This window comes from Acidisphaera sp. L21 (genome assembly GCF_009765685.1).
In the GTDB taxonomy this organism is placed as follows: Bacteria; Pseudomonadota; Alphaproteobacteria; order Acetobacterales; family Acetobacteraceae; genus LMUY01.
Genome location: NZ_LMUY01000065.1, coordinates 1 through 24,258, shown reverse-complemented (window position 1 = coordinate 24,258; position 24,258 = coordinate 1). Strand labels below are relative to the sequence as shown.

Sequence of the window (24,258 nt, the reverse complement as noted above, 5' to 3'; positions counted from 1 at the left end):
CGCTATTCAGGCGGCTTGATTGGGGATTGCGGATGAAACTCGGTGCGATCATCGGCGGGCTGGCCGGCCTGGCCCTCGCCGCCTGGCTGCTGGAAAGCTACGGCGTCGGCCGCATCCTGGACCTGCTGCGCAACGCCGGCTGGTTCGGCATTTCCGCGGTCATTGCGTTCCACCTGATCCAGATGCTGTTTTCCGCCGGCGCCTGGTTCGTGATCGCCGGGCCGGCCGCACCGCGCCCCCGCCTGCGCACCTATCTGATGCTGCGCTGGATTCGGGAGGGCGTGAATAATCTGCTGCCCGTGGCGCAGATCGGTGGCGAGTTTGTCGCTTCCCGCCTGTTGGGCCGGCGTGGGCTGCCGCTGGCCAACGCCATCGCCGGCTCCATCGCGGATCTGACGATGGAGATGGTGACGCAGATCGTCTTCACCCTGTTGGGCCTCTACCTGTTGCTGCACACGGTCGGCGATAGCGGCATCGCCACGTATGTTACCGGCGGCATCATCGTAGCGGTGCTGGTGGCGGCCGGGTTCCTGGGCGCGCAATGGCTGGGGTTGGCCATGGCGTTCGAGAAGGGGCTGATGTGGCTGGGCGAAAAGATCGGCTGGTCCGGCACCACGAACGTGAAGGGGCTGCACGCGGCGCTGATCGCCTGTTACCGCGCGCCGACCCGCGTCGCACTGGCCTGTTTGTGGCACAGCATCTCGTGGCTGCTGGGCGGGGTGGAAGTATGCCTTGCGCTGCACTTCCTGGGGCACGATGTGGGCATCGGCCCTGGACTGGTGATCGAAAGCCTTGGCCAGGCATTGAAGGCGGTCGGTTTCGCCGTGCCCGGCGCGCTCGGGGTTCAGGAAGGTGGGTATATCGTGGTCTGTCAGCTATTCGGCCTGTCACCCGAGGTAGCGATCGCCCTCTCGCTGATGAAGCGGCTGCGGGAAGTCGTGCTGGGCGTGCCGGGGCTGGTCGCCTGGCAGTGGATGGAGTCCCGCCGGCCCACCGAACCCACGATGGAGGGCGCCTTGCCATGAGCGGCGGTTCGTGGACCCATCTGGCCGCCCGCCCGCTGGTGCGGCCGATGATCGGCACCTGGATCCGGCCGAACCATCTGACGGCGCTGCGCCTGCTGTCCGGCCTGGCGGCCTGCGCGTGCTTCGCCATCGGCAGCCGCCAGGCAGATTGGTGGGGCGGCGGGATGTGGCTGGTCTCCGCCTTTCTGGACCGTGCGGATGGCGAGTTGGCGCGGATGGGCAATCTGGGAAGCAAGGCTGGGCACATCTTCGATTATTGGGTCGATAACATCATCAACGCTCTGTTCTTCATCGCCGCCGGAATCGGCCTGCGCGGTGGCTGGTTGGGCCATTGGGCCATGCCGTTGGGGCTGCTGGCGGGGGCGTCGCTGTTCCTGTGCGGCCTGTTCTCGGAATGGCTGGAATTGCGCAGCCCACCGGATACACGCGCCTACAGCGGCAAGTGGGGCTTCGACCCGGACGACGCATTGTATCTGATGGGACCGCTGGCGTGGCTGGGCTGGCTGGGGCCGATTGTGATTGGGGCGGCCGCGGGCGCTACCGCCATCATGCTGCTGACCGGGCTGCGCCTGATGCGGCTGATCCGCACCCCGGCACAGGTCTAACCCCGCGTGTTCCTGTCGGCGCTGGTCGCCGCGTGCGCGCGGCGTGCGCTGCTGGTCGTGGGGTTGGCGATCCTGGTTGCGTTGGGCGGCGCCTGGGCGATCCAATCGCGGCTGGGCGTCACCACCGATACCGGCCTGCTGTTCGACGCCAACCTGCCGTGGAAGCAGCGCGGCGCCGAATTGCAGCACGCCTTTCCGCAGAACGAGGACCTGCTGGTCGCCGTCGTCGACAGCGCGATCCCGGAGGAAGCGGAGGCAACGGCGCGCGACCTGGCCGCCGCCCTGGCCGCCGATAAAACCCATTTCTCGGCCGTGTCGCAGCCGGATGCGTCCCCGTATCTGGAGCGCAACGCGTTCCTGTTCCTGGACACCAAGCAGCTTGGCGCGGTGCTGGACCAGACGATCGACGCACAACCCTTCCTCGGCCAACTCGCCGCCGACCCCAGCCTGCGCGGCCTGGCCAGCGCATTGTCGCTGATCGCGCAAGGGGTGGAGGTCGGGCAGGCGAACCTGACGCCGTTCCAGCCGGCGCTGCGCGGGTTCCACACCGCGCTGGATGCCGCCGCCAGCGGCAAGCCGACCCCCGTTTCGTGGGAGCGGCTGCTGGCAGGCCCGGTGGCGGACCTGGCCGGGCGCTTCCATTTCGTGCTGGCCAAGCCATTGCTGGATTTCGGCGCGCTGGAACCGGGGGAGTCCGCCAGCCAAGCGCTGCGCGAGGCCGCGGCGAAGCTGGAATTCGTCCGCGACGGCACCGCCCGGGTGCGGCTAACCGGCTCCGTCGCGCTGGATGACGAAGAGTTTTCGACCGTCGCCCAGGGCGCTGTGTCCGGCCTGATCGGCAGCGCCGTGCTGGTCGCGGTGTGGCTGTTCGCGGCCGTCCGCACCTGGCGCGTGGTGGTGCCGATCCTCTTGACGCTGTTCCTGGGGCTGTTGCTGACGGGCGCGTTCGCGGCGCTGGCCGTCGGCACGCTGAACCTGGTGTCGGTCGCCTTTGCCATCCTGTTCATCGGCATCGCCGTCGATTTCGCCATCCAATTCAGCGTCCGCTTGCGGGAGGCGCAGTTGCATGCCGGTTCCCTGGTTGGAGCGCTGGGCGCGACTGGGCGCCGTGCAGGCGGGCAGATCCTGGTGGCGTCGCTGGCGACGGCTGCCGGGTTCCTGGCTTTCACCCCCACCTCCTTCACCGGCGTCGCGCAGTTGGGGCTGATCGCGGGTGGCGGAATGCTGATCGCGTTCGCCTGCACCATGACCGCGCTGCCCGCCCTGCTTTCGATATTCCGCCCGGCCAGCGGCGCCGCGGAAACAGGGCTGCGCGTGCTGCGCCCTTTGGATTCGGTAGCCCGGCGGCTGCGCTGGCCGATCGTGGCGATGTTCGCCGCGCTGGGTGTGCTGGGCCTGGCCCTGCTGCCCCATTTGGCCTTCGACAGCGATCCGTTGCACACCAAGAACCCGAATACCGAGGCGATGCGGACGCTGGGCGACCTGATGGACGACCCGGTAACCAGCCCCTACACGATGGAAATGCTGGCCCCGAGCATGGACGCCGCCGCCGCGCTCGCCAAGCGGCTGAACGCCCTGGACACGGTGGACAGCGTCACCTGGTTGCGCAGTTTCGTGCCGGAGGATCAGGCCGAGAAACTCCCGCTGATCGAGGATGCGGCGAGCGTGCTCGCCATCACCCTGGCGCCGTCCGCGCCAACGCAGCCAGTTACGGCCAGCGCCATTCGCGACGCGATCCGCAACACTGCTAACCGGCTGACATCCGTGCTGCCGCGCCTGTCCCCGGGCGATCCGCTGATCGCCATCACCGCCGACCTGGTGAAGCTCGCCGCCGTGCCCGACCCGGCGCTGTTGGCTGCCAACACCGCCATCACCCGCTTCCTGCCGCTGCAGCTCGACCGGTTGCGCAATGCGCTGGCGGCCAAACCGGTGACGGAGGCAGACGTACCGGCGTCCATCCGGGCCGATTGGATCGCCCCGGATGGGCGGCCGCGGCTGCAGGTTACGCCGAAGGCCAGGATCCGGGGGAACGCCGCGCTGCATCGCTTCGTGGCAGAGGTGCAAACGGTGGCACCGAACAGCGCCGGGTCGGCGGTAACGATCATCAGCAGTGCCGACACAGTGGTGTCTGCCTTTCGCATCGCCGCGATCAGCGCGGTCGTTGCCATCACCGTGCTGCTGACGATCGTGCTGCGTCGAGTGAAGGATGTACTGCTAGTACTCACACCGTTGCTGCTGTCATCGTTGCTAACGGTGGTGGCATCCGTCGCCGTTCCGCTGGCGCTGAACTTCGCCAACATCATCGCGCTGCCGCTGCTGCTGGGCGTCGGCGTGTCGTTCAACATCTACTTCGTGATGAACTGGCGCGCGGGCCAGACCAACCCGCTCGGCTCCGCAACGGCGCGGGCGGTGATATTCTCCGCGCTCACCACCGCAACAGCTTTCGGCTCACTGGCGCTCTCGTATCACCCGGGCACCGCCAGCATGGGATTGCTGTTGCTGCTGAGCCTAGGGTCAACGGTCATCACGACGATGGTGTTTCTGCCAGCCCTGCTCGCGGTCGCGACGCACGCCACCCCGGCGGGTCGGCCAGCTTAACTGAGCGACTGGACCTCATACGGGTCGTAAGGCTGCTCACCATTTGCAGCGGCTGGTTCCTCGGGTGGAGTTGCGGTCCGCAACACCTCCATCAAAGTCTTTACAACCGATAGTTGTTGTTGCCACGTTTCTGCGACCTGCTGAATATTCGCCACGCGTTCTCGGATGCCAGCATCGCGGCGTCCCCCTGGAATGCCGCCCTCGCCGCCGCCGGCGACGCGTTGAATGTACCAATTCTCGTCTTCGTTCTGGGTCGATGACCGGCCGGCGAAGTAGCCGCCCCGCCCCGTGCCCTGACCCGCCGCTACCGGCGCCACCTCGTTGGTAGGACGTTGTATATAGGGGCTTTCCGGCAAACGATCGTCGGAAATGATGAGTTGGATCAGGTTGAGGAAACCATCGTAGGATAGACTCACCCGCACCTGCCCATCGACGGTCGAAATGTCCAGACGGTCCTTCAGCATATCCAACGGAGCGACATACTTCATCACCGATCCCCCGGCAGACGCCCACACCTGAACGCCCTGGCCTGACAGTGTACATACCAAATCAAAGAGACATTGCAACCTGTAGTTGTTATTAATGTCTTATTTTAAACTCATTTCTCACGTGATAACTTCGTTAATTGTATAAATGGACGTGAACCCAGTTACGGGCTCACACCAAGACTGGACGCGCCCGGCTTTCTCACGGAGGCTCCGCGCCGAGTGTTCGAGGGGGTTGGTGATGGACGGCATGGTCGATGGGCGAGGGCAGGCCTTGGTGCAGACGGCGCGGCAGGTGCTGCCCGGCGGCTCGCTGGGCAATATGGACGGCGATGCCATCATCCAGCGCGGCAAGGCAGGCCGAGTCTGGGATATGGAAGGCCGCGAATATGTCGACTTGCTACTCGGCTCCGGCCCAATGCTGGTCGGCCACGCCCACCCAGAGGTCACGGCCGCCGCGCACGAACAGATCGCGCTCGGCACGACCTTTTTCGCCAATAACGAACACAGCATCCGCCTGGCGGAGGCGATCGTCGACGCCGTGCCATGCGCCGAACAGGTCCGATACACCAGTTCCGGGACCGAGGCCGATTCCTACGCCATGCGCCTGGCCCGCGCCTTCCGCCGGCGGGACAAGATCCTGAAGTTCGAGGGCGGTTACCACGGCATGAGCGACTACGCGATGATGAGCCTGTGGCCGGCCAAGCCGGGCAATTTCCCGCTCGCCAGCATCGATTCGGCCGGCATTCCCGCCAACACCCGGGATAACGTGCTGGTTGCACCCTATAACGACCTACAGGCGGTGCAGGACCTGATCCGCGCCAACCACGACGAACTCGCCGGCGTCATCGTGGAGCCGATGCAGCGCCTGGTGTCCCCCGTCGCCGGGTTCCTGCAGGGCTTGCGGGAGATTACGGCCCAATACGGCATCCCCCTGATCTTCGATGAGGTCGTCACCGGGTTCCGGCTCGCCTATGGCGGCGGGCAGACCTATTACGGCGTGACGCCCGACCTCTGCACCATGGGCAAGGTCATCGGCGGCGGCTTCCCGCTGGCCGCCGTGGCCGGCCGGGCGGACATCATGGCGCATTTCGACCGCGCCATCGTGGGCGAGGCCGGCTTCACCCCGCAGATCGGCACACTCAGCGGCAATCCGGTGGCCGCAGCGGCCGGGCTGGCGACGTTGGCCGTGCTGCGGCAGCCCGGCGCCTACGAACGCATCTTCGCCAACGGCAACGCCATTCGCACCGGGCTGGAGAAGGCGCTGCGCGATGCGGGCTTCGCCGTGCAGGTGCCTGGTGAGCCGCCGATGTTCGACGCGCTGTTCACCGCCAACCCGGTGCAGGATTATCGCAGCACCCTGGCGGCGGACGCCGTGCTCAGCAAGCGGTTCAACGCGCTGGTCCGCGAACGCGGCGTCTTCAAAAGCGCCGGGAAGATCTACATCTCGCTCGCGCATGACGAGGTGGATATCGCCCAGGCGATCGAGGCGTTCACCGGCGCGGCACAGGCCTTGCGAGCCAGCCTGCCGTAATACGCTCCGGCCGCTACCAAGCGGCCGGCCCATGCCCAAACGCGGAGACGACGATGCGCATCCATATCCAGAACCATGCCGACAATATCGGCGAACCCCTCACCATGACCCATTGGGAGGAGGCGGTGGCTCGCGCCGGTGCCAGACCGCATGAGGTGACGGTCGGCCACACGATGGAGGACTATACCGCAGCGATGCAGCATGCCGAGGCGCTGGTCACCGGCACGCGCGGCACGCGTGCGCTGTTCCCGGTCGACGCGCCGAAGCTGAAGATGGTGTTCTGCACCTCCGCCGGGCTGGACATCGTGCCCTTCGACAAAATCCAGCCCGGCGTGCAGGTGATGAACAACAGCGGCACGCACGGCCCGAAGGCCGGCGAATATGGCATCATGGCGATCCTGATGCTCGCCAACGGCATGCCCAAGCTGGCAACCGCCCAGCAGGCGGGCAAATGGCGCCGCGTGACGGGCAGCGTGCTGGCGGGCCGGACCGTAACGGTGCTGGGCCTGGGCAGCCTGGGCGGCGGCGTGGCGGAACGGGCAAGCCAATTCGGCCTGCGGGTGATCGGCGTCCGCACCAAGGCGGAGCCGCATCCGTTCTGCGAGCGAGTGGTTGCCACCGCCGACCTGGACAGCGTGCTGCCGGAGACGGAATTCCTGGTGATCACCCTGCCGCTGACCAAGAACACGCAGAACATCATCGACCGCCGTCGTCTGGCGCTGCTGCCGAATTATGCCGGCGTGGTCAATATCGGCCGCGGCCCGCTGCTGGACCAGGATGCGCTGTGCGACATGCTGGAGGCAGGCACGTTGAGCGGTGCGGTGTTGGACGTCTTCGTGCCGGAGCCGATTCCGGATGGCCACCGCCTATGGACCACGCCCAACCTGGTGATCACGCCGCACGTGTCCTGCGACGACCCGATCACCTACAATTCCCGCAGCTTCGACATCTTCCTCGAAAACGTCGCGGCGTTCGAGGCGGGATTGCCGCTGCCGAACCACTTCCTGCCCGAACGCGGCTACTAGCCGGGGGGACGACTGGGAACGGCTCAGACAGTCGTTCCCAGCCATTGAGCGATATGATATATCCGGTCTATGGCAACGAACCAACTCCCCAACTCCGTCGACACCGCCCTGCGCGCCCGGGCTCAACGCGTGATCCCCGGCGGGCTGTGGGGCCATATGGACGTCAGCAAACTGCCGGACGGCTATCCGCAGTATTTCACCAGCGCCCAAGGGTGCCACCTGGTGGACGTGGACGGGCGGCGGTTCGTCGACCTCATGTGTTCGTGGGGACCGATCATCCTGGGGCATCAGCATCCGGTGGTTGACGCTGCCGTGGCGCAGCAGCGCGGCTTGGGCGATTGCATGAACGGCCCGGCGCCGGCGTTGGTCGAACTGGCCGAGTTGATGGTCGAGATCATCCCGCATGCCGATTGGTGCATATTCGGCAAGAACGGCAGCGACGCGACCACCACCAGCGTCACCATCGCCCGCGCCGCGACCGGCCGGCGCAAGGTTCTGGTGGCCCGCGGCGCGTATCATGGGGCGGTGCCCTGGTGCTCCCCCAGCGTCGCCGGCGTCACGGCGGAAGACCGGGCGCATCTGGTGTATTTCGACTTCAACGACATCCCCAGCCTGGAAGCCGCGGTGGAGCAGGCCGGGACCGATTTGGCCGCGGTGCTGGTGTCCGCGTTCAAGCACGACATGGGCCTGCCGCAGGAAATGCCGACGCAGGCATTCGCCCGCCGGGTGCGCGACTTGTGCGACGAAACCGGCGCTGCCCTAGTGCTGGATGATGTGCGCGCCGGGTTCCGGCTGAGCCTCGCCGGTTCGTGGGATTCGCTGGGCGTGCAGCCCGATCTGGCAGCCTGGAGCAAGGCCATCGCCAACGGCCATGCGCTTGCAGCCGTCACCGGTCGCGACCGGTTTCGCGAGGCGGCGACCAAGGTGTTCACCACCGGGTCGTTCTGGTGTGGGGCAGTGCCGATGGCGGCCGCCGTCGCCACGCTGACGGAGCTACGCCGCATCAATGGCCCGGCGCATATGAAGGCGATGGGTGAGCGGCTGCGCCAGGGGCTGGAGGAGCGTGCCAGCCATCACGGCCTGCGCATCGACCAGAGCGGCCCGGTGCAGATGCCGACCGTGATGTTCGTGGACGATCCCGAGTGGAAGCGCGGCTTCGAGTTCTGTGCCGAGGCATTGCGCCACGGCGCGTATTTCCACCCGAAGCACAACATGTTCATGTCCTGCGCGCATACTGAGGCGGATATCGACGCCGCGCTCACCGCCGCGGAGGCAGGCTTCCGCCACGTCGCGCGCTGACCGCGCTGGACTGGGGCTAAAGCCGGCCGCCACACGGTCGCGACGGCGATCATGCGCGGCCCATCTCGGCGCGCGGCAAGTGGCAGCGTATGGCGTGCGCCTCGTCGGCCAACTCCGGCTCCGTGGTTTCGCAGATGGCGCCGATCTTGCGGGGGCAGCGGGTTTGGAACACGCAGCCGGAGGGGAGCGCCGCCGGGCTCGGCATCTCCCCATGCAGTTGGATGCGCGCGCCGGCGCCGGGCATCGCGGACAATAGCGCCTCGGTATACGGATGGTGCGGGCCGTCGAACACCGCCTGCACCGGGCCGATTTCCATGATCCGGCCCAGATAGATCACGGCAATCCGGTCCGAAAGATAGCGCACCACGCCTAAATCGTGGCTGATGAACACGTAGCTGACCCGGGCGCTCGCCTGCAGATCGGTCAGCAAATTCAGGATCGCCGCCTGCACCGACACGTCGAGGGCGGAGGTCGGCTCGTCACAGATCACCACCTTCGGATCGCCGGCGAAGGCACGGGCGATGGCGACGCGTTGCTTCAGCCCGCCCGAGAGCTGGCGTGGCCGCATGGGCAAATACCGCTCCGCCAGGCGGACGGCGCCGACTAGTTCCAACAGCCGGGCTGCGCGTTGCCGCCGGGGCAGACCGGCCATGCGCGCCAGCGGCCGGCCGATCAGCCGGCGCACGGTGTGCGAGCGGTTGAGCGCGGAGTCCGGGTTCTGGAACACGATCTGCAACGCCTTGTGGTCGGCCCGCGTGCGCGATTTCGCCCGGCCGGCGACGAACCGGCCGTCCAGTTCGATCACGCCGCCCGGATCCGGCGCCTCCAACCCCAGCAGCATCCGGGCGAGCGTGGTTTTGCCGCTGCCGGATTCGCCGACCAGCCCCAATGTCTCACCTGGCAGCAACGCCAGCGACACGTCGCGCACCGCCCGCACGTCACCGTAGGTTTTGGACAGGCCTACGGCGCGCAGTACGGGCGCACCGGCGATCGGGGCGGAAACAAGGCGGGGCGGGGCCGGCGCAATGGTGCATTGGGCACGATCGGCATGGTGGCACGCGACCTGGTGCCCGGGCTGCGTCTCCAATGGCGGGACGATGGTACGGCACCGATCATCGGCAAACTCGCAGCGCGGCGCGAACACGCAGCCCGGCGTCATATCATCGGGTGCGGGTAGAAAACCGGGAATGGTCTCAAGCCGGCCATCCGCCTTGCGCTTGCCGCTGGGCAGACACTGGATCAACCGCGCGGTGTAGGGATGCAGCGGGCGGGACAGCAAATCCGCGGCCGCGCCCTCCTCCACCAGCCGCCCGGCGTACAGCACGCCAACGCGGTCGCACATCCGGCCGATCACCGCCAGATTATGGCTGATGAACAGGATGGAGGTGGCGAATTCATGCCGCAATACCTGCACCAGATCCAGCACTTCCGCCTCCACCGTGGCGTCCAGCCCGGTGGTTGGCTCATCCAGCACCAGCAGCGCCGGGTTCTTCGCCAGCGCCATGGCAATCACCACGCGCTGCTGCATCCCGCCCGATAGCTGGTGCGGATAGGCGCGCATCACGCGGGCTGGGCCAGCGATCCGCATCTTCAGCAGCATCGCCTGCGCGCGCGAGAAGGCTTCGGACCGCCCTACGCCCGCCACCTCGTACACCTCGCCGATCTGGCGGGCGACCGTCAGCGACGGGTTCAGCGCGCGGCCGGGGTCCTGGTAGACCATCGACACCTTCGTCTGCCGCAACTGCCGCAGTCCCGCCGGGTCCAGCGCGGTGATGTCCTGCCCATCCACCAGCACCTGGCCGCCGCGGATGAAGCCGTTACGTGGCAATGCCCGCAATGCGGCAAAGGCGGCGGTGGATTTGCCGCAGCCGCTTTCCCCCACCAGGCCGTACACCTCGCCCGGCGCGATGCTGAGCGACAGGCCGTGCAGCACAAGCGCCTCCGCACCGCGGGCGCGGTATCCAACACTGAGGTCGCGGAGTTCCAAGGCGGGCGCCGTCATTCCAGCGCCGCCTGAATGCCGTCGGCGACCAAGTTCACGCCCACCACCAGGGAGGCCGTGGCCGCCGCGGCGAACGATACGGTCCACCAATAGCCACCCACGATCATCCCGTAATTCTCGGATATCGCGAGCCCCCAATCGGCCGAGGGCGGCTGAATGCCGAAGCCGAGGAAGCTCAGCGAGGCCACGGTGAAGATCGCATAGCCGAGCCGCACCGTCGTCTCCACCAGGATGGGCGGCAGCACGTTCGGCAATATTTCAACGAACATGATGTTGGCCGCGCTTTCGCCCCGCAACTCCGCCGCGGCGACGTAGTCCAGGCCGCGCTCCGCCAACACGGCGGCCCGCACGGTGCGCGCGATGAGCGGGGTGAAGATAATGGCGATGACGGCGATGACCGTGATAGTGGACGGCCCCAGCGCCACCAGCACCAGCAGCGACACCACGATCAGCGGCAGAGCCAGCAACACCTCGATCAGGCGGCCCAGCACCGTGTCCAGCCAGCCGCCGACATAGCCCGTCAGCAGCCCCAATGCCGTGCCCGCGACCGTCGCCAGCAGCGTGGCCGCGGGGGCGACGGACAGGATGGGGCCGGCGCCCACCACTACGCGCGCGAAGACGTCGCGGCCGAGTTGGTCGGTGCCGAACCAATGTGCGGCGGAGGGCGCGGCCAGGGTGTTCAGCAGGTCGTCGCGATAGGGGTCGATCGGCACCAGCCATCGGCCGAACAGCGCGCATCCCACCCAGAACAGCACGATCACCAGCCCGGCCAGGAACACGCTGGAGCGGACGACACGGCCGAGGCCGCTGCGTTCGCTCACCGGGCGCGCTGCCGTGGGTCGAGCCCCGCCTGCAGCATGTCGGCCGCCAGCGTCGCCAACACGAACAGGGCGCCGACCACCAGGATGCCGGCCTCCAGCATAGGCAGATCCTTACCGCGCGCCGCCATCAGGATCAGGCTGCCGATGCCCTGGTAGCGGAACAGCGTTTCCACCACCACCAAGCCGCCGATCATGTAGCCGATCTGCGACGCGACGACCGTGATCGTCGGCAGCAGCGCGTTGCGCAAAACATGGCGGAAGATCACGGTGCGCTGCGGCAGGCCCTTCAGCACGGCGGTGCGGGTGTAATCCGCCTCCAGCGCCGCCACCGTGCCGGCCCGCGCCATACGCGCGATGTAGCCGAACAGCACGATGACGAGCGGTAGGGCGGGCATGATCAGGCGGCGCAATTGCTCCAGCCAATCCGTGCCCGGCCGTATGGCGGCGGAGATCGGCAGCCAGCGCAGCCACACGCCGAACAGCAGGATCAACGCGATGGCGGACACGAATTCCGGCACCACCGTCAGCGACAGCCCGGCGATGCTGATCGTCCGGTCCTGCCAGCGCCCGACGCGCGTCGCGGCATACACCCCGGCACCGATCGATAGCGGGACGACGATGACGAACGCCACCGCCGCCAGCTTCAGCGAGTTCAGCAGCGCCGCGCCCACGAACGGTGCCACTGGCGAGCGGAAGACGTAGGATTGCCCCATGTCCCCCAGCAGGAATTTCCCAATCCAGCCGAGATAGCGCAACACCAGCGGCTGGTCCGCACCCAATTCGTGATTGATGGCGGCAACAGCGGCCGGGTCGGCCAACGGGCCCAGAATCGCGCGGCCCACATTGCCGGGCAGCACTTGCGCGCCGGCGAACACCACGATGCTCAGAAGAAGCAGCGTTAGCAGGCTGAGGCCCAGCCTTTGCCCGATCTGCCGTGCCAAATGCGGCATCGTCAGGTGATGGTCGCTTCCGAGAGGAAGATTTGCGGAATGCCCGTCATCTTCACTCCGGACACGGCGGCGGACGTGGCGGCCAGGCCATTGTAGAAATAGCCGAAGATCACCGGCGTTTCGTCCAGCAGCAGCGTCTGGATCTTACCGGCCAGGCCGCGTTGCACGCCCAGATCGGTCGCGGCGCCGTACTGCGCCACCAGTGCGTCATAGGCCGGGTTCTTGAAATGCGCCGCGTTCCACGCCCCGTTGCCGAGCAAGGGCGCGCCCAGCAGCACGTTGGGAATGCCGCGATGGCCGTAATCGGTGATGCCCATTTCCGAGTCGAGCCAATCCGACTCGCCCGGTTTCGCATTGCCGTAATAGCTGCCGACGTCTTCGACCTTCAGCGTCAGCTTCACGCCGATTTCGGCGCAGGCGTTCTGGATCAGCACTGCATAATCCGGGATTTCCTGCATTCGCTCCGTCGTCAGCGTCGCCTGGAACCCGTTCGGCACGCCCGCTGCCGCCATCAGTGCGCGCGCCGCGGGAATGTCCTTCTTGCGCTGCGGCACGCCGTGGTCGGTGGAGGGATAAACCGGGGCGAAGGGCGAGTCATTGCCCGGCTCCGCCAGGCCGCGGAACAGGCCAGTGATGATGGCGGGCCGATCCAGCGTCATCGCGATCGCCTGGCGCACTCGCTTATCCGCGAATTTGGGAACATCGGTGCGCATGTGCACCTGCCGATGCAGGGCGGAGCGCGTCTTGATGATCCGCACATCCGGATCGCTCAGCAGGCCTTGCGCGCCCTGCACCGCCAGTTGCGCGATCACATCCACCTGGTCGCCCTGCAGAGCCAGCAATTGCGGCTGCTGGTCGGCGAAGAAGGTGAACTCGGTCCGCGCCGGCAGCGCCTTCGGCCCCCAGTAATCGGTATTGCGGACAAAACTGGCGCCGAGTTTGGCGGTGTATTTGTCCAGCTTGAACGGCCCGGTGCCGTTGAAATTCTTCTCGAAATCGCCGCCGTAATCGGCCGGCAGGATGATCGCGTTATAATTATCCGACGACACCAGATACGGAAAATTGCCGTTCGCCGCCTCCAGGTGAAACGCCACGGTCAGGTCATCCACCTTGCGCGCACCGCCCGGTGCCAGCACGCCCCGAAAGGCGGACAATGCGCTGGAACCGATTTTCGGATCGCATAGCCGGTTCATCGTCGCGACCACGTCGTCCGCATTCAACACATGACCGTTATGGAATTTCACGTTCGGACGCAGGCTGAAATTCCAGATCGTCGCGTCGTCATTCGGCTTCCACGACAGCGCCAGCATCGGGCGCAACACCAGGTCGGGCTGGTCCAGCACCAGGTACTCCCCTGTCTGCCCCAACATCATCAGCCCACCCGTCCCTGCGGTCGACACCGGGTCGATCGCGCCGGCGGGTGTGGGGGAGGCGATGCGGATGGTGGCGCCCGGCTTGCCGGTTTGCGCGCGGGCGGCGCTGCCGGGCAGCCCTAGCAACCCGCCCAACAACGGCAGCGCCAGCCCGAGCCGGCTGCCCTCCCGCAGCAGGGCGCGCCGGTCCAACCGCCCGGCGAGAAACTCGTCGACCACGTGGTTCTCCAACGCGCTCGCTTCGAGACGTAGCGTGTCGAGGAATCGGGGCGTGCGGCGCATCGGCAAAATGTCCCGGGCTAGAACGGCGGCGATCTTGAGTGGAGCAAGAAAGCCGCCGCGGCGCCAGGGTTGTCGCGGACGCTACGCCGCAGATGCTACTGGCCGAGCGCCGCCTTGCCGGCCGCGATCAGGGCCGAGTCGGCCTGCGGGGTGTGGATGCGGGCACACAGCACGTCGCGCAAATGCCGCTCGAGTGGGTTGGAGCGGGACAGGCCGTGATTGCCGGTCAGCTTCACCGCCTCCTCCACAGCGCGAATCGCGTTCTCGGCGGCGACCGTCTTGGTTAGGTTGCAGGCGGTATTGCCGGGGCCGCCGGTGCGGTCATATTCGGCCGCGGCGTCGGCGATCAGGCGGCGATTGGTCAGCAGCAGCGCCTCGATCCCGCCCACAGCCTCCTGCATCCGGGGCAGGGTTGCCAGCGGCGCGCCGAGGTTGGCGGGCACACGATCCCGCAAGAAGCCGATCACCCAGTCGCGTGCGGCCATCGCCACCCCGGTGTACAGGGCGGAGATGCTCAGGTTGCTCCAGGGTGCCTGGCTTGGGTCGGGCCGCCATTCACCCGGCGGGCGAATGTCGACGGCGTGGTCTGCCGGTATCGCCACGTCGGTGAACACCACGTCGTTGCTGCCGGAGGCCCGCAGGCCCAATTGGTCCCACGTATCCTCGATCACGATGCCCGCGGTTTCGGCAGGCACCAGGAAGAACCCAACTCGCGGCGATGCCTCGTCGGTGCGGGCGAATACCAGCATCCAGCGCAGGCCGGGTGAGCCGGTGGAGTAGATCTTGCGCCCGCTGATCGACCAGCCATCCGCGGTGCAGCGGGCCGTCGTCTCCGGCAAGCCGCCACGCGAGGGCGAACCGAGCGCTGGTTCCACGCGCAACGCGTTGATCAGCGCCCCATCCGCGGCGCTGCGTGCCACCAGGCTGCGCAGATGCGCCGGCCAGCGCGGATTATGCGTGGACGCGCGTAGATGGATCAGCTGCATCGCCAGCACCAGGCCGGTTGCCGAGCAGCCCTGGCCGATCGTCTCCACCAACGCCGTCACCCGCGCCAACCCGGCGCCACCGCCGCCTTCTTCGACGGGCGCCGTCAGGTTCAGCAGTCCCTCCTGCGCCAGGCGGCGAAAATTCTCGTGCGGGAAGCTGGCGTCCCGGTCGTGCGCGCCTGCGCCCAGCGCGAACTCCGCAGCCAGCGCGCTATCCGGCCACCGATGCCCAACGATCCCGTCCATCACGCAGCCTTTTGCAAATGCGCGCCCAATTCGGCGCCGAATGTCCGGTCCCACAGCGGCGTCACATCCACCGGGCGCGGCAGCACGCCAGCCTTGCTGAACGTGTCGGCGACGAGTTGCTGGGACGCGACGTCCGCATCCAGTGGCGCCGTCAGCCGGCGCGGCTGGCTGACGTTGTCGACCAGCGAGCGGATCGCATCCTCCGGCACATTCAGCGCGGTGGCCTGCGCCTTGGCGTATTCGGCGTGGTGGTCGTCGATCCAGGCATAGGCGCGGGCGATGCGGCCCAGCAGGTCGATCATCGCCGCCCGGCGATCCGGTTCTGCCAATGCGCCAGGGCGACCGAGGTTGAGGTAATTGCCGGACAGGAAGCCCTTCGCCGTCGCCAGCACGCGCGCGCCGCCATGCACCGCCAGCGGGACGGAATAGCCGTAGATCGCCCAGGCATCGAGCGCACCGGAGCGGAATGCCGCCGCGCCGTCCGACGGCGAAAGGTTCACTGGCGTTATGTCGCTCCAGCTCAGCCCGACCGAGGCGAGCATGCGCAGCAGATAGTAATGCGTGGTGGTCGCGCGCACGTAGCCGACACGCTTGCCCTTCAGGTCGGCGAAACCCTTGATGGTGGAACCGGCGGGTACCAGCACCGTCTGCTCGTTCACGTCGCCACGGATGACGCCGATCACCTTCACCTGCGCATCGGTCAACGCGGCGAAGATCGGCGGGATTTCGCTGCTATAGGCGAGGTCGATGGCACCGGCGTTGATCGCCTCCAGCATCTGGTTGCCAGACGCGAATTCCGACCACTCGACGCGATACGGCGTGTCCGCCTGCCCGGCCAGGCGCAGCACCATGGCGTCTCCGGCCTTGAACTGCGTCATCCGCAGCGTGACGGGCGAGGCGGCGCGCACGATCGCGGGCGCGGCCAGCATCGCCCCCAGCAACGCCCGGCGGTATAGGCTCACGCGCTGGGTTCCAGCACCCGGGCAGCCGGCAATTCCACACCCAAGGCGCGCAGCAGCTTCGCCCGCAATGGACCGAAGCCCGGGTTTGTGGGGTCGCGCGGCCGGTCCATGCCAACCCGCAGATCGGTGGCGATGCGGCCATGCTCTAGCACCAGCACGCGATCGGCCAGCAGCAGCGCCTCGTCCACGTCGTGGGTCACGATCAGCGTGGTGGGGGCATGGGTGCGCCATAGGTCCAGCACAAGGCCGTGCATCTTCATCCGGGTCAGCGCATCCAGTGCCGCGAACGGCTCGTCCAGCAGTAGCAGCTTGGGCTGGCGCACCAGGGCGCGCGCCAGGGCAGCACGCTGCGCCTCGCCGCCCGACAGGGTGCCAGGCCAGGCGTCCAACCGGTGGCTCAACCCCACCTCGCCCAGCGCGGCTTCGGCCCGGCGGCGTGGGTTTGGGTCGGCCAGGCCCAGTGCGACGTTCTGCCACACCGGCTTCCACGGCAGCAGCCGAGGCTCCTGGAACACGACGGCGGTCGGGGTCGGCACGTCGATCTGCGCATCCGCCGGGGCGGCGTCCAGGCCGGCCAGAGTGCGCAGCAGCGTCGTCTTGCCGGATCCGCTGCGGCCTAGCAGGGCCACGAACGCGCCGGGCTCCAACTCGACATCCAGCGCGTCCAGCACGCGGTTCTCGCCAAACTGGCGCGTCAGATTGCGAACGCTTACGCCTGCATTGTTGCTCATAATGCTCACCGCCCGACCAGCGTTGGGCGCCACGCCAGCAGCCGACGCTCACCCAGGCGGACCAGCGCATCCGCGCTCAGGCCCAGAATCGCGTAGACCATCAGGCCGACCACGATCACGTCGGTGCGCAGGAAGTCGCGGGCGTCGTTGATCAGGTAGCCGATGCCGGCGGTGGCGTTGATCTGCTCCGCCACTACCAGGGACAGCCAGGCCGTGCCGAGCGCATACCGCAGCCCGACCAGGCCAGACGGCAGCGCGCCCGGGAGAATGACGTGGCGGATGAGGCCCCAGCGGCTCAGCCCGAACACGCGCCCGGCCTCCAGCAGCTTCGGCTCGATCCCGCGAATGCCAGCGAACAGGTTGATGTAGATCGGGAAGGTGGTGCCCAGTGCGACCAGGCCGATCTTCGGCACCTCGCCGATGCCGAACCACAGGATGAACAGCGGCACCAGCGCCAGGAACGGCAGGGTCCGCAACATCTGCATCGGCGCGTCGACCACGTCCTCCCCCAGGCGGGTCAGGCCGGACGCCACAGCCAGGACGGCGCCCGCGCTCACCCCGATCGCTAACCCGATTGCCACGCGCTGGAGCGAGACGGCCATGTTGTACAGCAGCTCACCAGAGATCAGCAGGTCCCAGGCGGAGGCCAGGATCGTCGTGGGTGCCGCCAGGACGCGCGGTGAGACCAGCCCCGCCATGGAGGCTGCCTGCCATAGGAGCACGAGCACCAGCGGAGAAAGAAACCGGCGATACCCGGCGAGCGAGAACCGACGCCGGGCTGGCGCCCGAACCTGCGTGACAGCCGGTAAGGCTAAGCGAATTGGGGCAGCCGACATAACCGACATTGACGTCTCTCTCTCGCCAGAACGTAGAAAACTATCCTGCGCGAGACGGGCAACAGCCTTCGCACATGCAATAGATAGTCGTGGCGAAAGTGAGTAAAGTCAAAGAGTTATGTGTTCTTAAAAGCCTTGCCGCGGTAGTCGGCAACCATCGCCGCACTGCGCGAAAGGAGAAATTGGTTCTCCGCCATTAGTGCCCATACACCGCGTTCGGCAGCCACATGGCGATTCCCGGCACGATGGACAGAATGACGACGCCGACCGCCATCAGGATCACGAACGGGATGGTCCCACGGATGATCGGCCCTAGCCCGATATCGGGCGCGATGCGGTTGATGACGAAGATGTTCAGCCCCACCGGCGGGTGGATCAGCCCCATCTCCATCACCACCGCCATGACGATCCCGAACCAGACTAGGTCGAACCCGGCGGCGCGCAGCGGCGGCAGGATGATCGGCGCGGTCATCAGGATGATTGAGACTGGCGGCAGGAAGAAGCCGAGCACCACCACCATCACCAGAATCGCCGTCAGCAGCAGCCAGCGCGACAATTGCAGCCCGACGATCCAGCCAGCCGTAGCCTGGCTGATGTGCAGGTAGCTCATCACGTAGCTGTACAGCAGGCTCATGCCGATGATCATTAGCAGCATGCCACTTTCGCCCAGCGTGCCCTCGAAGATCGGCTTGAGGTCGCGCAGGCGCCAGGCGCTGTAGATTGCCGCGATCAGCAGCAGCGCCATCACCGCGCCGAGGCCGGCGGTTTCGGACGGCGTAGCGATGCCACCATACAGCGCCACCATCACGCCCGTCAGCAGCAGCAGGAACGGCAGCACCCGGGGCAGGGCATCGAACCGCTGCCGCATCGTGTAGGTGTCGGAGCGCAGGATCTCGCTGCGCGGGCCGCCGGCATCGGCCACACGCTGGGCCATGCCGAACTCGCGCCGCCAATTCACCACCGCCCATCCGGCGAACAGCACCACCAGCAGCACGCCCGGCCCCAGCCCGGCGAGGAACAGGCGGCCCAGCGACTGCTCGGACGCAACGGCGTATAGGATCAACACAATCGACGGGGGTAGCAGGATGCCCAGCGTGCCGCCCGCCGCCACCAGCCCGGCGGCGAAACCAGGGGAGTAGCCGCGACGACGCATCTCCGGAATGCCGGACGAGCCGATCGCCGAACACGTCGCCGGGCTGGAGCCAGCCATGGCCGCGAACAGCCCGCAGGCCAGCACCACTGCCACACCCAGACCGCCGGGCACCCGGTGCAGCCAGGTATGCAGCGCGTCGTAGAGGTCCTTGCCAGCCCGCGACTTGCCGATCGCCGCACCCTTCAGGATGAACAGCGGAATCGTCAGCAGGGTGATGGAGGCAAGCTCCTCGTAGACATTCTGCGCGATGGTATCCAGCGAGGCGGCCGGCATGAATATCATCATGAACACGGTCGCCACGCCGCCCAGCGCAAAGGCGATCGGGATACCCGAAAACAACGCAACCAGCGTGGCGCCGCCATATAGCAGCCCGATCGTCCCTACACCCATGTTCGGTTACGCCAGATGTGCGGGTTTTGGATCGGCATGGCGGCTGCCCAGCAATTGCAGGAGCAACTGCAACGCCAGGAGCGCCATCCCAGCCGTCATGCAGCCATACGGGATCCATAGCGGCGGCCCCCAGGCGGACGGCGTGGTCTGCCCCTCCTCCCACGCCTCACCCAGCAACTGCCAGCTTTTCCAGGTGAAATACGCGACGAACAGCAGGGAGCAGGCATCCGCCAGCAGACGCCGCACCTGGTCCACGCGCGGCGGCAGGATGTGGGCCAGCGCATCGATGCCCACGTGGCCCCGCCGCGCCTGCGTCCACGCCGCCGAGCCGAATGTCGCGCCGATAAGCAGGAAGGTCGATAGCTCGTCCTGCCAGTCGCTGGGGATGCTCAGGAAGTAGCGGCCGATCACTTCCCAGGTCAGCACGCCGCCGGCCGTGGCGATGGCCAGCGCGGACAGGACCGCCAGCACGCCGTTCAATCCCGTGACCAGCGATTGCACCAGGCCCAGCAGCCCGGCGCGCGGCACGTCCGCCGTCGTCGTGGCGACTGCGGTCAAGCGACCGCCTCGGCCAGCTTCAGCAGATTGGCGCAGGCGGCATTGCGCGCTGCGAAATCTTTCCAGGCGGAGTCCTGCGCAATCGACTTCCACTGGCCGATGTCGGCGTCGGTCATATCCGCCACCTTCACCCCGGCCTTGCCGTAGATGTCGGCCAGCGCCTGGTCGTCCGCCTTGGACATATCCAGTGCGAATTGCTCCTGCGCCGCGCCCACGTCGGTGATCGCCTTCTGCTGATCAGGCGTCAGGCTGTCGAACACCTGCTTGGACATCAGCAACGGCTCGAACATGAACCAGAACGAGCCGCCGCGGGCGGAGGTGACGTTCTTGGCGATCTCCTGCAGGCGAAAGCTGATGAGGCTGGTCGACGACGTCACCGCCGCATCCAGCGACCCGGTCTGCATCGCCGCATACGTCTCGTCCGACGTGACGGAGCTGATGATCCCGCCCGCCGCCTTCAGCATCAGGTCCATCTCGCGTGAGCCACCGCGGATCTTCAGCCCCTTCGTATCCGCGGGCTTCACCACGCCGGTGGCGCGAGAGGCGACGCCGCCGCCCTGCCAGATCCAGGTGAGGATCTTGACCCCGCGCTTGTCCAGCAGCGACTGCAGTTCCTGCCCGATCGGCGCCGTCTTCCACGCCAGGCCCTGGGCGTAGCTGGTGACCAGGCACGGCATAAGCCCGACATTGACCTCCGGGATCTCACCGCCGGCATAGGCGAGCGGATACAGGCTCATGTCCAACGCGCCGCGCCGCAGCGCGGAGAATTGGGCCACGGTCTTCATCAGGGAGGACCCGGGATAGATCTCGAACGACAGCGAGCCGCCGGTCTTCTCCTGCACGGCGGCGGCGAAGCGACGGACCAGGCGATCGCGGAAATCGCCCTGTTCGATGGTGCCGCCGGGGAATTGGTGGCTGATCTTCAACACCCGCGCATCCGCGGCCCGTGCTCCAGTTACGCGCAGCAACGCTGGGGCGGCGAGCAGGCCGAGGGCGGCACGGCGGGTGATCGGCATGGCGGACATTTCCTTTGGTAGTGATGTTATTGGTGCGCAGGCTATCTGAGCCACGCAGGGGCAACAAGCCGCGGGCTCAGCCGCAATTGGTCCGACCAAGGGCCACACAGTCCTGATGCGCCACCCAGGATTGGAACAGCGGAAACAGCCACCAGGCGAGCAAGCCGAGCGCCAGTAGCCCTGCCAGCAGCAGGACCGGGAGCAGGCGCGATTGGTCGGGAGGTTCGGACATGATCACCCGGTAGCACGCCAAATTCTCGGCTGGCAGCAAACAAAATTCGGAGCCCTAGCGTGACCCAGCGTTCAATCCTTGAGCGCGACGATTGCTTCCAAACACTATTAACCACCAGGTGGTTAATCGCGATTTTGCATTGCACAACAATGATGTTGTAGGCCCTCCCTTGTCGGATGCACCGGCCGGGGCTACGTGGATGGCGTCAATTCAGCGGGGGTGGACATGGCGCAGGCCGAAAAGACGAAACGCGGCGGCAAGCTGGTCAACAGTCCGGAATTGTCCAAGGACGATCTACTTAAGGCCTACGGCGACATGCTGCTGATCCGCCGGTTCGAGGAAAAGGCCGGCCAGTTGTACGGCATGGGCCTCATCGGCGGGTTCTGTCACCTGTATATCGGGCAAGAGGCCGTCGTCGTCGGCATCCAGGGCGCGCTGAAGCCGGGCGACCAGGTCATCACCTCCTACCGCGACCATGGCCACATGCTGGCCACGGGGATGGAGCCGCGCGGCGTCATGGCGGAACTGACGGGTCGGTCGGGCGGCTATTCCAAGGGGAAGGGCGGCTCGATGCACATGTTCAGCAAAGAGAAGCAGTTCTACGGCGGCCACGGCATCGTCGGCGCCCAGGTCAGCCTCGGCGCCGGGCTGGCGTTTGCCGACTGGTACCGCAACAACGATCACGTTGCGGTCACGTATTTCGGTGATGGTGCGGCCAACCAGGGCCAGGTGTTCGAGAGCTTCAACCTCGCCGCCCTGCTGAAGCTGCCCTGCATCTTCGTCATCGAGAACAACAAATACGGCATGGGCACGAGCGTGGACCGCGCTACCGCGTCCCGCGACCTGTCTAAGAATGGCTCGCCGTGGGGCATGGCCAGCGCGCAGGTGGACGGCATGGACGTCGCCGCCGTACGCCAGGCCGCCGAGGCCGCCGTGGCGCATTGCCGCGCCGGCAACGGCCCGTATCTGCTGGAAATGAAGACCTATCGCTACCGCGGCCACTCCATGTCCGACCCCGGCAAGTATCGCACCCGCGAAGAAATCCAGAAGATGCGCGGCGAACGCGATTGCATCGAGCAGGCGCGGCACATCCTGACCGAGATGGGCATTGGCGAGGACTCGCTGAAGGACATCGACACCCAGGTGAAAGCCCGGGTCAACGACGCGGCCGAATTCGCCCAGACCAGCCCCGAGCCGGATGCGCGCGAATTGTGGACCGATATCCTGGTGGAGGGCTGAGGCTCGTGTCGACCCAAGTATTGATGCCCGCCCTGTCCCCCACCATGACGGAGGGTAAGCTCGCCCGCTGGCTGAAGAAGGTCGGCGAGGACGTGCGCGCCGGCGACGTGATCGCCGAGATCGAGACCGATAAGGCGACCATGGAAGTGGAAGCCGTGGACGAGGGCACGCTGTCCCAGATCCTGGTCGAGGAAGGCACCGAGGGCGTCCCCGTCAACACCCCGATCGCGGTGCTGGGCGAGGGTGCCGTCGAAAGCGCCGCACCACCCACCGCTGAGGCGCCACAGAAGCTGGAGCCGAAGCGCCCGGCCGAAACCGCTGCCGCCACCGCCGTGCCGCTTGCCGCGCCGGCGCCCGAGAAGGATTGGGGCCCGACCGCCAGCATCACGGTGCGCGAGGCGTTGCGTGACGCGATGGCGTTGGAGATGCGCCGCGACAAAGACGTGTTCCTGATGGGCGAGGAAGTCGCGCAGTATCAGGGCGCCTACAAGATCAGCCAGGGTCTGCTGGACGAGTTCGGTCCGCGCCGGGTCATCGACACGCCGATTACCGAGCACGGCTTCACCGGCATGGCCGTCGGTGCGGCGATGAGCGGCCTGCGCCCGATCGTCGAGTTCATGACATTCAACTTCGCCATGCAGGCGATCGATCAGATCATCAACTCGGCCGCCAAGACGCTGTATATGTCCGGCGGCCAGATGGGCTGCCCGATCGTGTTCCGCGGCCCGAACGGCGCGGCCAGCCGCGTCGCCGCGCAGCACAGCCAGTGCTATGCCAGTTGGTACGCCCATGTGCCCGGCCTGAAGGTGGTTGCGCCGTACAGCGCCGCCGACGCCAAGGGGCTGTTGCGCACCGCCATCCGCGACCCCAACCCGATCATCTTCCTCGAGAATGAGATCCTCTACGGGCAAAGCTTCGAGTGCCCGACCGACGAGGATTTCACCCTGCCGATCGGCAAGGCGAAGATCGAGCGGGTCGGCAAGGACGTCACCATCGTCGCCTTCTCCATCATGGTGGGCGTGGCGCTAAAGGCGGCGGAGATGCTGGCCGAGCAGGGGATCGATGCCGAGGTGATCAACCTCCGCTCGCTGCGCCCGCTGGACACCGAGACGATCATCGAGAGCGTGAAGAAGACCAATCGCGTGGTGAGCGTGGAAGAAGGCTGGCCGTTTGCCGGCATCGGCGCCGAGATTTCGATGCAGGTGATCGAGCATTGCTTCGACTGGCTGGACGCACCACCGATGCGGGTGAACGGCCTGGACGTGCCGCTGCCGTATGCCGCCAACCTCGAGAAACTGGCACTGCCGCAGCCGCAATGGGTGGTTGATGCCGTGAAGAAGATCGTCTGATGGCCACCAACATCCTGATGCCCGCGCTGTCCCCGACCATGACGGAGGGGACGCTCGCCCGCTGGCTGAAGAAGGAAGGCGACACCGTCACCGCCGGCGACGTGATCGCCGAGATCGAGACCGACAAGGCCACGATGGAGGTCGAGGCGGTGGATGAGGGCGTGCTGGGCAAGATCCTCGTCGCCGACGGCACCGCCGGCGTGCAGGTGAACGCCCCGATCGCCATCCTGGTCGAGGCCGGCGAAGCCGTGCCCACCGGCGATGCCCCGGCGGCCCCTGCCGCGAAGGCAGCGCCCGCGCCCGAAACCAGCGCCACCACGCCGAAGCCGCCGGCCGCCTCCCCAGCCCCGGCGCCTTCCGCCAACGGGCATGATAAGGGCGAGCGCGTGTTTGCCTCCCCCCTCGCCCGGCGCATGGCGCAGCAGGCCGGCATTGCGTTGGATGGTATCAAGGGCAGCGGCCCGAACGGCCGCATCATCAAGTCCGATATCGAGGCCGCACAGGCCAGCGGCGGCGCGCCGAAGCCCGCGGCCACGCCGGCCGCCGCCCCCGCAGCAGCAG

The 24,258-nt window shown here is 67.0% G+C and carries 22 protein-coding genes; 9 read left to right on the top strand and 13 right to left on the bottom strand.

Annotation, left to right across the window (positions count from 1 at the left end; genetic code table 11):
• Positions 1-32 precede the first annotated feature (32 nt).
• Genes GSQ76_RS12130 through GSQ76_RS12120 form a run of 3 tightly spaced genes read left to right on the top strand, consistent with a single transcriptional unit; the run spans position 33 to position 4,228 of the window.
• A complete protein-coding gene (locus tag GSQ76_RS12130) occupies positions 33-1,025 on the top strand; it encodes a flippase-like domain-containing protein (RefSeq protein ID WP_158744173.1) in 993 nt (330 codons plus the stop codon).
• Positions 1,022-1,630 carry a CDP-alcohol phosphatidyltransferase family protein gene (locus GSQ76_RS12125; RefSeq protein ID WP_158744172.1) on the top strand — a complete coding sequence of 203 codons (609 nt, stop codon included), beginning with the start codon at positions 1,022-1,024 and terminating at the stop codon, positions 1,628-1,630. The genes GSQ76_RS12130 and GSQ76_RS12125 overlap by 4 nt, the downstream gene beginning before the upstream one ends.
• A gap of 6 nt (positions 1,631-1,636) precedes the next feature.
• Positions 1,637-4,228 carry an MMPL family transporter gene (locus GSQ76_RS12120; RefSeq protein WP_158744171.1) on the top strand — a complete coding sequence of 864 codons (2,592 nt, stop codon included), beginning with the start codon at positions 1,637-1,639 and terminating at the stop codon, positions 4,226-4,228.
• Here the strand turns inward: GSQ76_RS12120 and GSQ76_RS12115 are convergent.
• Complete coding sequence (locus tag GSQ76_RS12115; protein ID WP_158744170.1) at positions 4,225-4,716, bottom strand: hypothetical protein; 492 nt, start codon at positions 4,714-4,716, stop codon at positions 4,225-4,227. The genes GSQ76_RS12120 and GSQ76_RS12115 overlap by 4 nt on opposite strands.
• A 238-nt stretch (positions 4,717-4,954) precedes the next feature.
• Here GSQ76_RS12115 and GSQ76_RS12110 point away from each other — a divergent pair, with 238 nt between their 5' ends.
• The 3 genes from GSQ76_RS12110 to GSQ76_RS12100 all read left to right on the top strand — a co-directional run bounded on the left by GSQ76_RS12110 (position 4,955) and on the right by GSQ76_RS12100 (position 8,571).
• A complete protein-coding gene (locus GSQ76_RS12110; protein ID WP_216851021.1) occupies positions 4,955-6,247 on the top strand; it encodes an aspartate aminotransferase family protein in 1,293 nt (430 codons plus the stop codon).
• Positions 6,248-6,300: 53 nt separating this feature from the next.
• The gene (locus tag GSQ76_RS12105; protein WP_158744169.1) at positions 6,301-7,272 is read left to right on the top strand and encodes a D-2-hydroxyacid dehydrogenase; all 972 of its coding nucleotides are present in this window, start codon (positions 6,301-6,303) and stop codon (positions 7,270-7,272) included.
• A gap of 69 nt (positions 7,273-7,341) precedes the next feature.
• Positions 7,342-8,571, top strand: coding sequence for an aminotransferase class III-fold pyridoxal phosphate-dependent enzyme (locus tag GSQ76_RS12100; protein ID WP_158744168.1), 1,230 nt, complete (start codon positions 7,342-7,344; stop codon positions 8,569-8,571).
• Between the two features lie 49 nt (positions 8,572-8,620).
• Here the strand turns inward: GSQ76_RS12100 and GSQ76_RS12095 are convergent, their stop codons facing one another.
• The 12 genes from GSQ76_RS12095 to GSQ76_RS12040 form a co-directional block, all read right to left on the bottom strand.
• Positions 8,621-10,573 (bottom strand): ABC transporter ATP-binding protein, encoded by a 1,953-nt coding sequence (locus GSQ76_RS12095; RefSeq protein ID WP_158744167.1) that lies wholly within the window; start codon positions 10,571-10,573, stop codon positions 8,621-8,623.
• Positions 10,570-11,394 carry an ABC transporter permease gene (locus GSQ76_RS12090; RefSeq protein WP_158744166.1) on the bottom strand — a complete coding sequence of 275 codons (825 nt, stop codon included), beginning with the start codon at positions 11,392-11,394 and terminating at the stop codon, positions 10,570-10,572. Before GSQ76_RS12090 ends, GSQ76_RS12095 begins: the two co-directional genes overlap by 4 nt.
• Positions 11,391-12,344 carry an ABC transporter permease gene (locus GSQ76_RS12085; protein ID WP_158744165.1) on the bottom strand — a complete coding sequence of 318 codons (954 nt, stop codon included), beginning with the start codon at positions 12,342-12,344 and terminating at the stop codon, positions 11,391-11,393. The genes GSQ76_RS12090 and GSQ76_RS12085 overlap by 4 nt, the downstream gene beginning before the upstream one ends.
• A 2-nt stretch (positions 12,345-12,346) precedes the next feature.
• Entirely contained in the window at positions 12,347-13,999 is a 1,653-nt protein-coding gene (locus GSQ76_RS12080; protein WP_158744164.1) for an ABC transporter substrate-binding protein, read from the bottom strand.
• A 95-nt stretch (positions 14,000-14,094) separates the two neighbouring features.
• Positions 14,095-15,231 carry an acyl-CoA dehydrogenase family protein gene (locus GSQ76_RS12075; RefSeq protein ID WP_158744163.1) on the bottom strand — a complete coding sequence of 379 codons (1,137 nt, stop codon included), beginning with the start codon at positions 15,229-15,231 and terminating at the stop codon, positions 14,095-14,097.
• Positions 15,231-16,193: an ABC transporter substrate-binding protein gene (locus GSQ76_RS12070; RefSeq protein WP_254070372.1), complete on the bottom strand. Its 963-nt coding sequence runs from the start codon at positions 16,191-16,193 to the stop codon at positions 15,231-15,233. The genes GSQ76_RS12075 and GSQ76_RS12070 overlap by 1 nt, the downstream gene beginning before the upstream one ends.
• A complete protein-coding gene (locus GSQ76_RS12065; RefSeq protein ID WP_158744162.1) occupies positions 16,190-16,924 on the bottom strand; it encodes an ABC transporter ATP-binding protein in 735 nt (244 codons plus the stop codon). The genes GSQ76_RS12070 and GSQ76_RS12065 overlap by 4 nt, the downstream gene beginning before the upstream one ends.
• A gap of 5 nt (positions 16,925-16,929) precedes the next feature.
• A complete protein-coding gene (locus GSQ76_RS12060; protein WP_216851024.1) occupies positions 16,930-17,760 on the bottom strand; it encodes an ABC transporter permease subunit in 831 nt (276 codons plus the stop codon).
• A 196-nt stretch (positions 17,761-17,956) separates the two neighbouring features.
• On the bottom strand, positions 17,957-19,303 hold the full coding sequence (locus GSQ76_RS12055) for a TRAP transporter large permease (protein WP_158744160.1): 1,347 nt from the start codon (positions 19,301-19,303) through the stop codon (positions 17,957-17,959).
• 6 nt (positions 19,304-19,309) lie between these two features.
• Positions 19,310-19,861 (bottom strand): TRAP transporter small permease, encoded by a 552-nt coding sequence (locus GSQ76_RS12050; RefSeq protein ID WP_158744159.1) that lies wholly within the window; start codon positions 19,859-19,861, stop codon positions 19,310-19,312.
• The gene (dctP, locus tag GSQ76_RS12045; RefSeq protein ID WP_216851020.1) at positions 19,858-20,877 is read right to left on the bottom strand and encodes a TRAP transporter substrate-binding protein DctP; all 1,020 of its coding nucleotides are present in this window, start codon (positions 20,875-20,877) and stop codon (positions 19,858-19,860) included. The genes GSQ76_RS12050 and dctP overlap by 4 nt, the downstream gene beginning before the upstream one ends.
• A gap of 76 nt (positions 20,878-20,953) precedes the next feature.
• Positions 20,954-21,148 (bottom strand): hypothetical protein, encoded by a 195-nt coding sequence (locus GSQ76_RS12040; RefSeq protein WP_216851019.1) that lies wholly within the window; start codon positions 21,146-21,148, stop codon positions 20,954-20,956.
• 186 nt (positions 21,149-21,334) lie between these two features.
• Between GSQ76_RS12040 and pdhA the strand changes: the two genes are divergently transcribed.
• The 3 genes from pdhA to GSQ76_RS12025 form a co-directional block, all read left to right on the top strand.
• Positions 21,335-22,348, top strand: coding sequence for a pyruvate dehydrogenase (acetyl-transferring) E1 component subunit alpha (gene pdhA, locus GSQ76_RS12035; protein WP_158744156.1), 1,014 nt, complete (start codon positions 21,335-21,337; stop codon positions 22,346-22,348).
• Between the two features lie 5 nt (positions 22,349-22,353).
• On the top strand, positions 22,354-23,697 hold the full coding sequence (locus tag GSQ76_RS12030) for a pyruvate dehydrogenase complex E1 component subunit beta (protein ID WP_174247336.1): 1,344 nt from the start codon (positions 22,354-22,356) through the stop codon (positions 23,695-23,697).
• A partial coding sequence (locus GSQ76_RS12025) for a biotin/lipoyl-containing protein (protein WP_158744155.1) occupies positions 23,697-24,258 on the top strand: 562 nt, incomplete at its 3' end. The genes GSQ76_RS12030 and GSQ76_RS12025, both read left to right, overlap by 1 nt.